This window comes from Halodesulfovibrio sp. MK-HDV (assembly GCF_009914765.1).
Classification (GTDB): Bacteria; Desulfobacterota; Desulfovibrionia; order Desulfovibrionales; family Desulfovibrionaceae; genus Halodesulfovibrio.
In genome coordinates, this window is the sequence record NZ_WYDS01000005.1 from 1 (window position 1) to 14,509 (window position 14,509).

Genomic DNA, 14,509 nt, shown 5'->3' on the forward strand with positions numbered 1-14,509 from the left:
TTCTTGTCGAAGTAATATGGAATGGAACAGAAGGTATATGACGATTCAGTGCGCAGCGTATGAATTACTGGTAATGGTAATGACTATACAAAACTCGCATTAAAGAAACTATCTCAGCTGCGAACGCAAGTAACACTCTCTCTAAGATTACAACAGTTTTTTTAAGTAATAGAATAGTCCCTTTTTTATATTGAGAATACTATTCCAACATAATATAATGGAAATGTTATATTTTACTACGTAGCCTCAGCTAAGAATTTAAGAAGCTAGTATTAATGTCTGAACAGTGCCGATGTTCGTTTAAGGATGCTTAATACGTGTGGGATAGGTTGCAATGAATTATGTGGCGTAACGGAAGGAGGACGTAATGGAAGAATATCTGAAGCAGGCTTTAGATATTGTAAAAGCACAGGCGAGTGTTCGCACCATGACCGAAGATGAACTCGGCTCAATGATGCATAAATTAGCTTTCGGTATTAAACAGATTGCTGAAGGCGCTCAAGAAGAAGTGGTGCAAGAGCCGATAATGGAGCCTGGGAAAGCCATTAAAGAAAAATCAATTACCTGCCTTGAATGCGGTAAGGCTTTTAAGATTCTTACCCGCAAACATTTGCTCTCGCATGAACTGTCTATGCACGAATACCGCGAAAAATATGGCTACAAAAAAGGCATTCCGCTTGTTTGTAAGTCACTCCAGCGTGAGCGTAGAAAAAAAATGAAAGACATGCGCCTGTGGGAAAAACGTAAGAAGAAAGTCGAGTAGACAACTTTTTGCCCCACTCTGTAGGTTGTATATACCTACAACAAGGCCATGCTATAAATCTGGCAAGAAAAAACCCGCATTGGATTGATTCCAAAGCGGGTTTTTAGTGTTTGTTCGTAGCTTAGCGAATTTCGCGAGTCGTACTGAATACGATCTTCGGGTAACGTTCTTGAGCAGATTCGAGCTTCCAAGGGTTTGGAGCCAGATATGCAAGGCATCCCTCAGCATCAATAGCGAGGTCGCTGCGGTAGTAGTCTTTAAAGTCTGCCAGAGCTTTTTCATCATCGCTGCTAATCCAGCGGGCAGTTGTAATCATACACGGTTCGTAGAGTGCGTTTACGCTATACTCTTCTTTCAAACGGTGAACGATTACGTCAAACTGCAGAATGCCAACTGCGCCAAGAATGTAGTCACTGTTGGAAATAGGGCGGAACAGCTGTACTGCCCCTTCTTCTGCCAGCTGCTCAAGACCCTTCTGCAACTGCTTGCGCTTCATAGGGTCTCTAAGCTGTACGCGACGGAAGTGTTCCGGTGAAAAGTTCGGTATACCCACAAATTTCAGCTCTTCTTTGGTGGTAAAAGTATCACCAATTTTGATAGTGCCGTGGTTGTGGATACCGATAATGTCGCCTGCGTAGCTTCATCAATACCGGTTCTGTCCTGCGCCATAAAGATGGTCGCGTTCGCGATGGTAAAATCTTTGCCGACACGGTGATGTTTTACTTTCATGCCACGGGTAAATTTACCGGAACAGATACGCATAAATGCGATGCGGTCACGGTGGTTTTTATCCATGTTTGCCTGAATTTTGAAAACAACACCGGAAAAATCTTCTTCAAACGGTGATACTTCGCGTGTTGTGGAAGGGCGGCTTTTCGGAGCAGGAGCCAGTTCAACAAAAGCATCCAGCATTTCCTGCACACCAAAGTTGTTGATCGCGGAACCGAAGAAAACAGGAGTCTGCTCACCGTTAAGGTAGCGCTCTTTATCAAACGGGTTACCGGCGCCTTCAAGCAGTTCAAGCTCGTCACGGAGTTGTTCTGCAAATTCACCAAGGTATTTTTCAAGGCGAGGATCGTTCACATCGTTGAAAACGAGACCATCCTGAGCTTTACCTTCATGCACTGAACTGAACAAGTGTAGCTCGTTCTTATAGATGTTCCATGTGCCTTTAAAGTCCATACCCATGCCGATAGGCCATGTGAGTGGAACGCACTCGATTTTCAAGCGCTCTTCAATATCAGCCATAACATCCAGAGGATCGAGACCCTCACGGTCAAGTTTGTTAACAAAGGTAACGATAGGAGTGTTACGCAGGCGGCAAACGTCCATGAGTTTCAAAGTCTGTGTTTCTACACCTTTTGCGGAGTCGATAACCAGCAAGCCGGAGTCAACCGCAGTGAGTACACGGTAGGTATCTTCAGAGAAGTCCTGGTGACCCGGTGTATCAAGCAGGTTGATTTCATGTCCTTTGTATTCAAACTTCATAACAGAGGAAGTAACAGAAATACCACGTTCCTGTTCCATGGCCATCCAGTCAGAGGTCGCGTGGCGTGCCGCTTTACGGGACTTTACTGAACCCGCCATCTGAATTGCACCACCGTACAACAACAATTTTTCTGTAAGGGTGGTTTTACCGGCATCCGGGTGACTGATGATGCCGAATGTACGGCGCTTATTAACTTCGCGTTCTAAAGCTTTACTCATGGTTATTCCTCTGTATCCGTTTTGCTAACAAAAACGGTACGATCTCGCAAAAAACAGCGCGTTTTACCGCGCTGCTGTATGTGCTGATATTGTAAGTGTAAAATTTTCATCTTACACTGTTGATGACTGCGTATTCCACAAAGAACCTGCTTTGGTCAAGAAAGAAGAGGCACGGCTGCTTCCACTTCTTCTATATATAATGTCTTGGGCTATCGGTATGCGTACCATTTGGGCAAATTACACGGCATACATTTTCACCATGCCTATCTTCTGCTAAACTGCTCATACATCTTTTATGAGGCAGGAGACACCTATGCAGATAGAACGAATGAATCTTGTGCGAAAAATTTCTAAATTTCCAGCCGCACAAAGTGTTATTTATTGGATGCGCTGCGAACATAGAGCACAAGATAATTGGGGGTTACTCTACGCCTTACAGGAAGCGGAGAGTCAGAACCTGCCATTGCTTGTTCTTTTTTGCCTGTCCGGTTCCACCCCAAATGGCTCATACAGGCAAAAGCAGTTTCTTTATGATGGAATTCAGGAAACCAAAAAATCTCTCGAACAGTTAGGCATTCCCTTCATAAATTCCAATGCACAGCACCCCGAAGAGTTGGCAGAGCTCATTACGACTTTTGCCCCCTACATGGTCGTAACAGACCAGTCCTCTTTAAAGCCTCAGCAGTTATGGCTTCATGCTATACAAAATCATACAGAATGCGCCATTGCCGAAGTTGACGGGCGAAATATTGTCCCCCTTCGTCATGTTTCAGAAAAGCAAGAATACGCAGCCCGCACGATTCGTCCCAAAATTCACCGCTTACTCGAGCAGTTCCTCACGCCGTTTCCAAAACTCACAGCTCCCAAAGTCGTCTGGCAAGGTGACACGCATTCAGAAGCGTTCAAACCGCCGCAAGCAGGGCAGGACAATTCTGTTGCCGTTCCTCATTTCAAGTCAGGTGAAAAAGCGGCTCAAGATGTTCTTCAGCATTTTGTGAACAAAAAAATTCACAACTACCTTCTCAGAAATGATCCGACAAAAGATGCCCTTTCAAATCTTTCACCATACCTGCACTATGGAATGCTTTCAGCCCAGCGTGCCGTATTGGAAACACTGGAGCACCCGCAAGTTCCCGTCGAAGCAAAAGAGGTGTTTCTGGAAGAGCTAGTCGTGCGTCGTGAACTTGCGGACAATTTTTGTTTCTACAACCCGCTTTATGATTCCACAAAATCTTTCCCGCAGTGGGCACAAAACACTCTTGAAAAGCATCGTTCCGACCCGCGCGACTACATCTATTCACTCAAAGAATTGGAACAGGCAGAAACCCACGATCCGCTTTGGAATGCTGCGCAGCAGGAACTCGTGTATCTGGGGAAAATGCACGGCTACATGCGCATGTATTGGGCAAAAAAAATATTGGAATGGACAACCTCACCCGAGGAAGCAATGCATCATGCCATTTATCTCAATGATACCTATTCACTCGATGGCGTAGACTCCAACGGGTACACCGGCATCGCATGGTCCATCGGTGGGGTACATGACAGAGCATGGCGCGAACGTTCAGTTTTCGGTACCGTTCGGTACATGAACTACAACGGTGCCAAACGGAAATTCAACGTCGATGAGTATATTGAAAAGATCAGGCTGGCTGTTGAGCAGATTGGTAAGCCGTAAGTTGCTTGTTTAGCCTCCGGCGGGTCTACGACGTTTTTGAGGGAAGACTTTTGTCTCCGACGGCTGGGGGAAACCCTTTTGGAAAAGGGTTCTCCCCCAGACCCCTTTCCTAAAACTTTTATTATGCGAAGTACGCCCGTTAATAGATTTTTCACGCGGCTTAGCTGTACTGACTTGAATAATAAAAAGGCTGTCCCTCATACGAAGGACAGCCTTTTCTCATTTCACGAAAGGTAATGGAGCATAAGCCGCGAGGTTACGTTAGTAACGGGCTAAACTCGCAAATAAAAAGTTTGAAGGGGGGTCTGGGGGGAAACTTGCAAAGTTTCCAGCCCAGCCGCCGGAGGCAAGCACCGCAGGTTCGCCGAAGGCCCACCCGCTGGTAATCCTAATCCCCCGTCGGAAAAACTAAAGCTTCAATGAGCCTCTGAATTCTTCCAGATCGGTGATGTTCAGCTTGGCCATCAGCTGTTCGAGCTGATCCACGAGACGGAACGAGAAGTCTGGACGCAGGAAGTTTGCGGTACCTACTTGTACGGCATGCGCGCCTACGAGGATAAATTCGAGGACATCTTCTGCTGATGCAATGCCGCCCATACCGATTACGGGAATGGAAACAGCTTTGCAGACCTGATGCGTGCAGCGCAGCGCTACAGGTTTGATTGCAGGCCCTGAAAGACCGCCGATTACGTTTGCGATAAGCGGCTTGCGGGTGCGAATATCCACGCCCATTCCGGAGAGTGTGTTGATGCAGGAAATAATATCTGCACCGGCGCCTTCTACGGCTTTAGCGATGGTGGTGATGTCGGTAACATTCGGGCTCAGCTTGATAATTACTGGCTTGTCACCGGCAGCTTTTTTAACAGATTCTGTTACGCGTGCTGCCAGTTTCGAATCTTGTCCGAAGAGAATGCCGCCTTCCTGCACGTTAGGGCAGGAAATGTTCACTTCGATTGCTGCGATGCCTTCTTCAGCTGCGAGCACTGCGGTGAGTTCACCGAACTCAGCAGGATCACATGCGTAGATGTTAGCAATAACAGGCAGCTCAGCGGTTGGAAGCTTCGGCAATTTTTCAGTGATGAAATTTTCTACACCGGAGTTTTGCAGACCAACGGCATTGAGCATACCGCATGGAGTTTCTGCAATACGTGGCATCGGGTTACCCGCACGCGGCTCAAGGGAAAGCCCTTTTACCACAATACCACCGAGTGTTTTAAGATCGCCGTATGGGGCAAACTCTACACCGTATCCGAAAGTGCCGGATGCGGTGAGAATCGGGTTCTTAAACTGTAAATCGGTAGAGCCTGGAAGCGTTACGTTCATAGTCATTGTAGCCTCCTACTCTTCGTCGAGGATAATTTGATCTGCCCAGAATACAGGCCCGTGCTCACATGCTTGCGCGCGACCGGCTGCAACACCTTTGGCAGTCATTTTATCTGTTGTTTTAGTTACACAACCCAAACATGCGCCAACGCCGCATGCCATACGGTTTTCGAGAGAAAGCTGACAACGTGCGTTATGCTTTGCTGCAAACGTCTGCACCGCCCGTAAGAACGGAGTAGGACCACAGGCAAGCACCAGGCCGTCAGTTTCTGCGTATTCTTTAACGCTTGTTTCAACCAAATCAAGAAAATGTGCTAAATCATCAGGGCCGCGCTCAAGGTGGCTTGCTGCTGTAATGCGTTCATTGATTGATTCAAACGGGTAGCAGTTCAAAGGCATTCTGTGCCCGAACTCCATATGCAGGTTCCATGGTTGTGGATGCTTCTGCGCGTAGGCAACAAGCGGCGCAATGCCGATACCACCTGCGAGCAGCAGTGTAGGGGTTTTATCCTCTACAACGAATGGAGTACCTAAAGGTCCCCAGACCACAACCCTGTCACCGGTTTTCAGTTCTGCAAGACGGCGTGTTCCGCGTCCTACAACCTGAAAGAAAATTACGAGATCGCGTTTGCTCACGCGACAAATTGAAAAGGGACGCGCCCAGATCATATCAAGCGCCCACCCTTCCGGGCGAAGCATCACAAATTGGCCTGGCTTCCAATCTGCCCATTCCGGGCGCTCAATGCGTAGGGCGAAAAAGAGACTTTCGCCGGATACTGTTCCAAAGGGAACATTATCGAGAACTGTAAGTGTAGTGCATTGTTCCTGATGCATAATTCCTGTAACCTCATTGCAATTTCTTAAGGCATGTTAGACCTGCCCAAAGCGTGCAAATCCTGATAGTAAAGTATTACCCGAACGTCGAGCCGTTTACGTGTACGTTCTTTCTCCTCTAGTCGCAATCAATACTTTGGGGCAAAATCGAGTTTACAGTTTCCATTTTTTTTAACGGAACGCCCCATCGGCATGAACCTATCACAGAAATAATATCTACTGTAACTTTTTCATACATTCATTAAGCATACAAGCGCAGTAGAAATGAAATTCTCTGCACACACTGCTGCTTTGACACCGGTTCAAATGTCTTTTGGGTTGTGTAATGTTAAAAAAGAGTTTCCTAAGGTAGTGTATTAGAGTTGCCAACGGGGAGTTCAATGGTTATGTGCTACAACGCAGACAACGACGAAAATTTTTTCCGCCAGCAAAATTTTTTCAACTAATTGCACGGCAATTGGTTGAACCACCTAGGTGCGGCGGACCATAAGAGATATATATATGCAAAATAAACCTGAAATTTTGGCACCTGCCGGTGATAAAAACGCGTTTCTCGCAGCAATAGCTGCGGGTGCTGACGCGGTATACCTTGGCTTGAAACATTTTTCTGCCCGTATGGCGGCGGATAACTTCTCCTCTACCGAGCTTTCTAAGATGGTAGAGCTTGCCCACAAAGAAGACCGCAAGGTCTACGTGGCAATGAACACACTTGTTAAGCCGGGTGATCCTGATTCCGCTGCACGCCTTATCGGCAGACTTCAGCGCGATGTACAGCCGGACGCACTTATCATGCAGGATTTAGGCATGGTTGAAGTGGCAAAACAGGTTGGTTTTAAGGGCGAATTGCACCTTTCTACACTGGCGAACGTTACCCACCCTGCTGCATTTAAAGTTGCACAGGAAATGGGCGTAGACCGCATCATTCTTCCACGTGAGCTGGATATTGATGAAGTACGTCAATGCAGTGATGCATGTCCTGAAGACATGTCTCTTGAAATGTTCGTACACGGTGCGCTTTGCTACTGTGTATCCGGACGTTGCTACTGGTCCAGCTACATGGGCGGTAAATCCGGTCTTCGCGGTCGCTGTGTTCAGCCTTGTCGCCGCGTGTACCAGCAGAAAGCTCGTAAGGGACGTTTCTTCTCTTGTCAGGATTTGTCTCTGGACGTTCTGGCAAAAACACTTCTTCCTATTGAAAATCTCAAGTCATGGAAGATTGAAGGCCGTAAAAAGGGCCCTCATTATGTGTACTACGTAACTACAGCGTACAAACTGCTTCGTGATAACCCGGACGATCCGAAAGCGCGTAAACAGGCAGAGCAAATTTTGGAACAGGCGCTTGGTCGTCCTTCCACTCATAGCACCTTCCTGCCGCAGAAACGTCGTTCTCCTGTTGATCCGGGCGAACAGACAAGTTCCGGTCGCCTTGTTGGTAAGATTACCGTTGAGCCGCCTGCAAAGGCTAAAAAGGGCGAACGCACTTACCCTAAATATTTCTTCAAGCCTCGCTTTGAGCTGCTGAAAGCTGACTACCTGCGTATTGGGTACGAAGATGAGCAGTGGCACTTTACAGACCGTGTTCCGCATCCGATACCGAAAAACGGTACTTTTGTACTGCGCGCACCAGCTGGTAAGCGTCCGAAAAGCGGCACTCCTGTATTTTTGATTGATCGCCGTGAACAGGAAATGATCAATCTCCTGAAAGAATGGGATGGCAAGCTGTCCCGCTGTAAAGGCAAAAAGAGTGAAGCTATTGAAGCACCTCTTACCTATCCTGCAGCAGGCAAACGCCCACGCGCAGTTACTATTCTCATGCGTGACCATCTTCCGCATGGTAAAGAAGGTAAAGCAGGTAAATTTACAGATACAGCAAACGGCATCTGGCTTGGTGAACGTGCGCTGAAAACTGTTGGACGTACTCTCTTTGGTCGTATGTCATGGTGGTTGCCACCAGTGATCTGGCCAAACGAAGAAAACAAATGGCGCTCCATGATCAAAATGGCGCTGCGTCAGGGTGCTCGTCACTTTGTACTCGGCTCCCCGTGGCAGGCTGCTTTCTTTGAAGGCGCACGCAACATCGATCTTATTGCAGGTCCATTCTGTAACCCGTCCAACCCTGCTGCAATTGCAGCATTGAAAAAGATGGGCTTCAAAGGCGCTATCATTTCTCCAGAGCTTGCTCAGGAAGATATTATGGAACTGCCTAAACAGAGTTGTCTGCCGCTTGGCGTGGTTCTTTACGGTTACTGGCCAATGGGCATCTCCCGATTCCCTCTTGAAGGCGTAAAACCGAACGAGCCGTTCTATTCTCCAAAAGGCGAATGCTTCTGGCTGCGCCGCTACGGTCAGAACTCCTGGATTTACCCGGGCTGGCCTATGGATATCGAAAAGAACAAGCAGCTGCTTCTTCAGGCTGGTTACACCATGTTTGTAAAACTCATGGAAAAACCACCATCTGTTGTTCCTGAAGCAAAACGTACTTCCCCGTTCAACTGGGATCTGGATCTGTTATAAGATTTGTAACGTGATGCCGTAAATAGAATAAAAAAAGGCTGTCCTTCGTATGAAGGACAGCCTTTTTTTATTTTGGTCAGAGATACTTTGGTAAGCTAATAGTAGCCCCAAAGTTAATGTTACTGATCAGCTTCTTTTTCAAGTGTATTCTCGAGCTGACGATCTGTGTCAGTATCAAGAGGCTGGTCTAAAGCTGAAGTGTCATCTTTGCGTTCTGCTGCAACATCTTCTTTGATATCGCTAGCAATATCAGATTGCAGACCGTGACCTGTCTCGTTGATTATGTTGCTTGTTGTAAGCCCCGGAACCTTGCGGCCGGTTGCGTTGTACAAGGATGCTACAGAGATCATGTAGTCACCGCGAGCGGTAATCAGAGAAGCTTCTGCAGAAGATAAATCAGACTGTGCATCAAGTACATCAGTGTTGGTACCAACCTGTGCCTGATAGCGTGCTACAGCCATACGGTATGCTTCTTCTGCTGCGGCAACGGTTTTTTCTGCTACTTTAATACGCTTTGCAGCGGTAATAATATTCAAGTAGCGAGATTTAACTTCAAACGCAGCTTCCTGCCATGTGTTTGCTTCAGTAGCTTTAACAGAAAGTACGTTCTGCTTTGCGCTGGTTGTTGCAAAGTAGGTGGTACCCCAGGAGAAGAGGCTCCATTCAAGTGTTGCACCGACTGAAGTGTTGGAAAGAGCCGTCGTATTGTTGTTGCTATCGAATCCGTTAACATCAAAACCGTCACCATTTTTTACATATTCCACATTCGCGAAGATTTGCGGGTAAAAGTCGCTTGCTGCGAGAGTTACCTGCTCCTGAGAAATCTCAGTTGCCTTACGGGCAATAAGAATGTCAGGGCGGTAATGAGCAGCGGTATCAAGGCTAACTTCAAGTGGCTGTTCAAACGGGAAATATGCAAGTTCGCCTTCGTATTGAATATGTGCATTAACAGGCAGGTTAAGGAGCGTGTTCAGACGGGCTTCCTGAATAACAACCGTATTCTGTGCAGAAATGAGGGTGTCTTCAGCTTCAGAAAGCTGTGCTTCAGCACGCAGAACGTCGATACGCGGCTTGAGGCCAACATCGTAAAATGCCTGTGCAACTTTTAGCTGAGAAGCAAGACGTTCAACGGAGTCTTTAGCAGACTCAACATTTTCACGTGCTGCCAGCAGGTTAATAAAGTTCTGTTGAACAAGAAAAATAAGGTTTAATTCTGACAGTCCAAGTGCAAGCTCCTGACTCTGTGCAGTAAGGGCAGCGCTGTTGTAGGTAGCAAGAATATTAAAACCAGTAAAAATTGGCTGTGACACTGTCAGAGACCATTGGTATATGTTGTGGTTGTTGAATACACTTTTATCCGAGTAGGAGGCTGTGTATTCAGTGCTCAAAGCTGGGCCAAAAGCACCACGGGCAGCTTTTCTTGTTTCTTCGGCGCTAGTTGCGCCTCTACGGGCAGCTTCAATGGACGGGTTATCAGCGAGGGCTTTCAGCACAGCCTTTTTTAGAGTAAAAGTTCCTGAGAATAGGATGCCAGCAGTGTCTTCTGGCTTAATTGCGTTTGAGGCCTGTTTGATTTCAGCAGCCACAGCAGAGCGTTCAGCCGGGGATGCTTCGCGGTCAATCTTAACATCCTGTGGAACGTCTTCCTGTGAGGTCATCTCTTCTGCATAAACAGGCGCTGCTATAATGATACTCAGCATTATGAGTAAAAGCAGCTGTTGCCAACGGGGGCATCTCATGGTCGGGTCTCCTTGCGTTTGTCTCAAAGACTCGCAGCTAGCACCATAAAAGAATATTCGACGAAGAATAAACATTTTTAAGAGCTGTTTCAAGGGTAAGGGGATAAAAACACTGATCTATACGTAATATAACGTTGTGTTTCAGGTATGCTTCCGTGTGTGAGGAGAAGCACTGAATGATCAGGATAATTCCTAAGTAGTTATAGGATTCAAACACTGTTTGAAAAGCTAGTTTCTACTCAAAATCACGTACTACTGCAAGGCACTTTCGGTTAAAAGCGAAAAACAGGGTGCCTTTTCGCCTGACGCTACTTGAACCTTCACAGAAAAATTCATTCATTTATCATTTAATTTAAAAAATATTAGGTGGATATGGAAGAACTTTAAACCGCAAGATATTTAGGGTACAACGCATCAGGCTAAAAATAAAAATATCCGTAACATCAACCGGAGAAATATATGGGCGATACCAACATCTTCATGCTCATCGGGCAAGCGACAATTGTTGTAAAAATTGTACTTGGAATGCTTGCACTTATGTCCGTCATTAGTTGGACAATTATGTTTAATAAGTGGCTTACACTCAGTTCTGCTAAGAAACGTGCCTCCAAAGGCATTAATGCTTTTCAGGATGCTAAATCGCTACGCGAAGCTGTTCAGGCCGTAGGCACTGATGCTTCTTCCCCACTCTTTTTCGTAGCACAACAGGGCGTGGATGAATATACACGTCTTCGCGATAACGTAAATTCTTCAACCGTAATTGCAGACAACGTTCAACGTTCTTTGGAACAGGGCGTGACTATGCAGTCTGCATCTCTTTCCGGCGCATTGCCGTTTCTTGCGACATGTGCGAACTCAGCACCGTTTATCGGTCTGTTTGGTACTGTATGGGGTATTATGCACGCCTTCCAGACCATCGGTCAGATGAAGTCAGCAGCATTGGCAGCTGTAGCACCGGGTATTTCCGAAGCATTGGTAGCAACAGCTATCGGCCTTGCTGTGGCAATTCCTGCTGGCATCGGCTACAACATGTTCCTTGGTAAATTGCAGGACATTGAAGTGCAGCTTAATTCTTTCTCCGGTGTATTTTTGAACCGTGTGCAGCGTGAATTACACACACAGCGTCCAAAACGTACCACCGGCGAAGGGTAGCACGCATGGCTATATCTATCGGAAATAAAAGAGGCTTTGTGTCTGAAATCAACGTGACGCCTTTTGTAGACGTTATGCTGGTTTTGCTCATCATTTTTATGGTGACAGCACCACTCATGACACAGGGGCTGGACGTAGAACTGCCACAAACAGAAACTGTTTCCGCTTTGCCATCAGATAAAGATCATTTGATACTTACCATCGATAAGAACGGTAAGATGACGCTTGATGACTACGCTGTAACAGAACAGGATCTTCCGGGACATCTGGATCGCCTTGTAAAAAAACAAAATAAGCAGCTCTTCCTGCGCGCAGATACAAATGTAGCATATGGGAAAGTTGTTAATGCGATGGGCATTATTAAAGGTGCCGGCATCGATAATTTAGGAGTTCTCGCTGAAACTCCAGAAACCCCGACCGCAAAAAAATAGGTGTTTGTAACATGCGCTCCTTGAGTATGTTGTTCTCCCTATGTCTTCATTTAGGGCTTGTTGTCACAATCCTTTATTGGCCTGTTTCTACTATTAAGGTTCGACTGGATGTGCCTGTGTACAAGGTTAAACTTGTGCAACTGGCCAAAAAATCCAAGACCTCTCTACCTAAGCATTCAAAGCCTGTAGTTAAGGAAACAAAGCCTAAAAAGGAAACTCCTGCTAAAGAAATTCCTAAAAAAAGAAGTTCCAAAGAAGGAAGCCCCGAAAAAGGAAGTTCCTAAAAAAAGAGGCTCCTAAGCAGAAAGTGACAAAGCAGAAGGCACCGGTAAAGGCCAAGCCTAAAGCAAAACCTGTTAGCGACAAAAAGAAAGATCAGCCCAAAAAAAGCGGTGACCAAAAAAGAAGAAGCCGCAAAAGAAAAAAAGCTGTAAAAAAAAGTTAACACAAAGAAAAAAACCGCAAAAAGAAAAAAAGTGAAGAAGAAAACTCCACCGAAACCAACCCCCGAAGATCTTTTGCGGAAAGCGTTGGCATCAACTAAAGCTACTGTGAAAAAAAACGATCAGAATAAAGTTCGAAATGTCGAAAATGAGCTGGCGGCTTTACAAAAGGCAGTAGAAAAAGAAGATGCTAAAAATGCAGAACAAGGTATTGAAGGTACACCACAAGATGGTGTTATAGGCAGCATTGAAGATCTATATGCGTTAACAGTTATGGACGCCATTAGACCAAATTGGCGCTACCCAAAGCTTGCCACGCGTACCATTCTTGTTGCACAGGTACGGATAATGATTTCGAACGTAGGGGAAATCTTAGACGCCAAGCTCGTAAATTCGTCTGGCCGTCCTGATTTTGATTCTTCCACACTGCGGGCAATTTCTGAAACAGAGTCTTTGCCCACCCCTCCAAGTCCTGACCTTACGGAAATTACCCTGAACTTTAACAGTCAGGAAAAATAACTGACACAACGTCTGGATGAATAAAATGAAGCGTATTTATATACTGACATTACTGGTGTGCATGGCTTTTGCCGTAGCAACAACCGCGAATGCCCGTTCCCTGGAGATTGATATCTACGGGCCGGGACAAAATAGCATTAACCTCATCCAGTCCAAGCCAGTTATTGCACCACAAGCACAGGAAAGTGATCAAACAGTACAAAGTGCTGCGACTCTTTCTAAGCTTATTAACAACAATCTGTACTACCTGCCGTTTATGAACCTTATGAAGGGTAACACCATTCTTGGTGGCAATACGGTAGCTGGTGGTACAGGAAAAGTGATTGATTTTAAAAAGTACCAGCTTGCAAATGTTGACTTACTTGTTACCGAAGTATGGCCGGAAGTGCCAAACGGTGGTCGCCCAAAAGTTGAACTGCGTGCATTTGAAGTGTTCACGGGCAAGCTGATTCTTGGTAAAGCGTATTCCGAGCTCACACCGGAAAACCTTCCGAACGTTGCAGACAGATTTTGTTCTGCTTTAATGAAGAAACTAACAGGGCGTGGCGAATTTTTCCTCTCCACACTTGCTTTCGTAAAAAAAGCGAGCCCTGAAAAGAAAGATATCTGGACAGTCCGACCTTCAGGTCGTGATTTGAACAGACTGACGAATATGTCCGGCCTTGCCATGTCACCAACATGGTCTCCTGATGGTCGGTACATTCTATTCAGTCATATTGGTAAAAGATACCACTCCATGGGCATTTGGGACCGATTGACCCAGCGAGTGCAAAAAGTTCAATTCCCGGGTAACACCATTATTGGCCCTGCTTTTCTGCCTGATAATAAAGTAGCAGTTAGCCTTGCCACCGGTGGTAATCCTGACATATACCTTTTGAACCACCTCTTCAAACGCGAAAAAACTCTTGTAAAGAACTGGGCAATCGATGTTTCTCCAAACTTCGATGCCTCAGGGAAGAAGATGGTGTTTGTTTCCAGCAGACGCGGAAACCCACACATCTTCCTTAAAGACCTGACGACAGGCAAAGAGACCCGTATTACTCGAAATGGCAAATACAACACCAGCCCGTCTATTTCACCTGACGGAGAACTGGTAGTATTCGCGCGTAGGACACCGCAAGGCCACAGAATCTTTGCTCTTGACCTCGTCACTAGCAAAGAAAAGCAGATTACCTTCGGACCGGGAGATGACGAAATGCCTGACTTCGGTCCCGATGGCTTTTTTGTGGCTTTCTCGTCCAATCGCACTGGCGAATACAAAATATATCTTACCACCCGCCACGGGGGGACTCCAAGGATTGTACAGACCGGCTCAGGAGAAGCAACTCTGCCTTCATGGGGCATGGTTCCGGCTGCGTCAGGACGATGACATTTACATTCAAAGCGTCATCGGACTTGCCAACGGC

General features: G+C 46.3%; 11 protein-coding genes and 1 pseudogene. 8 read left to right on the forward strand and 4 right to left on the reverse strand.

All coding sequences use genetic code 11. The features are described from left to right. The first annotated feature begins 367 nt into the window (after positions 1-367). Positions 368-763, forward strand: coding sequence for a MucR family transcriptional regulator (locus MKHDV_RS04940; RefSeq protein ID WP_160712863.1), 396 nt, complete (start codon positions 368-370; stop codon positions 761-763). Between the two features lie 121 nt (positions 764-884). Here the strand turns inward: MKHDV_RS04940 and MKHDV_RS04945 are convergent. Beyond that, a pseudogene (locus tag MKHDV_RS04945) lies at positions 885-2,470 on the reverse strand (peptide chain release factor 3). A 313-nt stretch (positions 2,471-2,783) separates the two neighbouring features. Here MKHDV_RS04945 and MKHDV_RS04950 point away from each other — a divergent pair. Then, entirely contained in the window at positions 2,784-4,148 is a 1,365-nt protein-coding gene (locus tag MKHDV_RS04950; protein ID WP_254060417.1) for a deoxyribodipyrimidine photo-lyase, read from the forward strand. 408 nt (positions 4,149-4,556) lie between these two features. Here the strand turns inward: MKHDV_RS04950 and MKHDV_RS04955 are convergent, their stop codons facing one another. Beyond that, positions 4,557-5,477: a dihydroorotate dehydrogenase gene (locus MKHDV_RS04955; RefSeq protein ID WP_160712865.1), complete on the reverse strand. Its 921-nt coding sequence runs from the start codon at positions 5,475-5,477 to the stop codon at positions 4,557-4,559. Between the two features lie 9 nt (positions 5,478-5,486). After that, the gene (locus MKHDV_RS04960; RefSeq protein ID WP_160712867.1) at positions 5,487-6,305 is read right to left on the reverse strand and encodes a dihydroorotate dehydrogenase electron transfer subunit; all 819 of its coding nucleotides are present in this window, start codon (positions 6,303-6,305) and stop codon (positions 5,487-5,489) included. Positions 6,306-6,806: 501 nt separating this feature from the next. On the opposite strand from MKHDV_RS04960, the gene MKHDV_RS04965 reads away from it, so the two are divergent. Beyond that, the gene (locus MKHDV_RS04965) at positions 6,807-8,819 is read left to right on the forward strand and encodes a peptidase U32 family protein (RefSeq protein ID WP_160712869.1); all 2,013 of its coding nucleotides are present in this window, start codon (positions 6,807-6,809) and stop codon (positions 8,817-8,819) included. A gap of 119 nt (positions 8,820-8,938) precedes the next feature. Here MKHDV_RS04965 and MKHDV_RS04970 read toward each other — a convergent pair whose 3' ends face one another. Continuing rightward, positions 8,939-10,558 carry a TolC family protein gene (locus MKHDV_RS04970; RefSeq protein WP_160712871.1) on the reverse strand — a complete coding sequence of 540 codons (1,620 nt, stop codon included), beginning with the start codon at positions 10,556-10,558 and terminating at the stop codon, positions 8,939-8,941. Between the two features lie 459 nt (positions 10,559-11,017). Here MKHDV_RS04970 and tolQ point away from each other — a divergent pair, with 459 nt between their 5' ends. The 5 genes from tolQ (at position 11,018) to MKHDV_RS04990 (ending at position 14,472) form a co-directional block, all read left to right on the forward strand. After that, positions 11,018-11,710 carry a protein TolQ gene (tolQ, locus tag MKHDV_RS04975; protein WP_160712873.1) on the forward strand — a complete coding sequence of 231 codons (693 nt, stop codon included), beginning with the start codon at positions 11,018-11,020 and terminating at the stop codon, positions 11,708-11,710. 5 nt (positions 11,711-11,715) lie between these two features. After that, entirely contained in the window at positions 11,716-12,141 is a 426-nt protein-coding gene (locus tag MKHDV_RS04980) for an ExbD/TolR family protein (protein ID WP_160712875.1), read from the forward strand. Positions 12,142-12,152: 11 nt separating this feature from the next. Beyond that, on the forward strand, positions 12,153-12,425 hold the full coding sequence (locus tag MKHDV_RS18595; RefSeq protein ID WP_162859834.1) for a hypothetical protein: 273 nt from the start codon (positions 12,153-12,155) through the stop codon (positions 12,423-12,425). Between the two features lie 192 nt (positions 12,426-12,617). Beyond that, entirely contained in the window at positions 12,618-13,103 is a 486-nt protein-coding gene (locus tag MKHDV_RS04985) for an energy transducer TonB (protein WP_160712877.1), read from the forward strand. A 25-nt stretch (positions 13,104-13,128) separates the two neighbouring features. Then, positions 13,129-14,472: a PD40 domain-containing protein gene (locus MKHDV_RS04990; protein WP_160712879.1), complete on the forward strand. Its 1,344-nt coding sequence runs from the start codon at positions 13,129-13,131 to the stop codon at positions 14,470-14,472. The last annotated feature ends 37 nt before the right edge of the window (positions 14,473-14,509 follow it).

What these genes read in the sequence shown, in the direction of transcription:
- MKHDV_RS04955 (WP_160712865.1), bottom strand. Translation starts at nt 5,477, where the DNA reads ATGACTATGAACGTAACGCTTCCAGGCTCTACCGATTTACAGTTTAAG.
- MKHDV_RS04980 (WP_160712875.1), top strand. Translation starts at nt 11,716, where the DNA reads ATGGCTATATCTATCGGAAATAAAAGAGGCTTTGTGTCTGAAATCAAC.
- MKHDV_RS04960 (WP_160712867.1), bottom strand. Translation starts at nt 6,305, where the DNA reads ATGCATCAGGAACAATGCACTACACTTACAGTTCTCGATAATGTTCCC.
- MKHDV_RS04990 (WP_160712879.1), top strand. Translation starts at nt 13,129, where the DNA reads ATGAAGCGTATTTATATACTGACATTACTGGTGTGCATGGCTTTTGCC.
- MKHDV_RS04940 (WP_160712863.1), top strand. Translation starts at nt 368, where the DNA reads ATGGAAGAATATCTGAAGCAGGCTTTAGATATTGTAAAAGCACAGGCG.
- MKHDV_RS04965 (WP_160712869.1), top strand. Translation starts at nt 6,807, where the DNA reads ATGCAAAATAAACCTGAAATTTTGGCACCTGCCGGTGATAAAAACGCG.
- MKHDV_RS04970 (WP_160712871.1), bottom strand. Translation starts at nt 10,558, where the DNA reads ATGAGATGCCCCCGTTGGCAACAGCTGCTTTTACTCATAATGCTGAGT.
- MKHDV_RS18595 (WP_162859834.1), top strand. Translation starts at nt 12,153, where the DNA reads ATGCGCTCCTTGAGTATGTTGTTCTCCCTATGTCTTCATTTAGGGCTT.
- MKHDV_RS04950 (WP_254060417.1), top strand. Translation starts at nt 2,784, where the DNA reads ATGCAGATAGAACGAATGAATCTTGTGCGAAAAATTTCTAAATTTCCA.
- tolQ (WP_160712873.1), top strand. Translation starts at nt 11,018, where the DNA reads ATGGGCGATACCAACATCTTCATGCTCATCGGGCAAGCGACAATTGTT.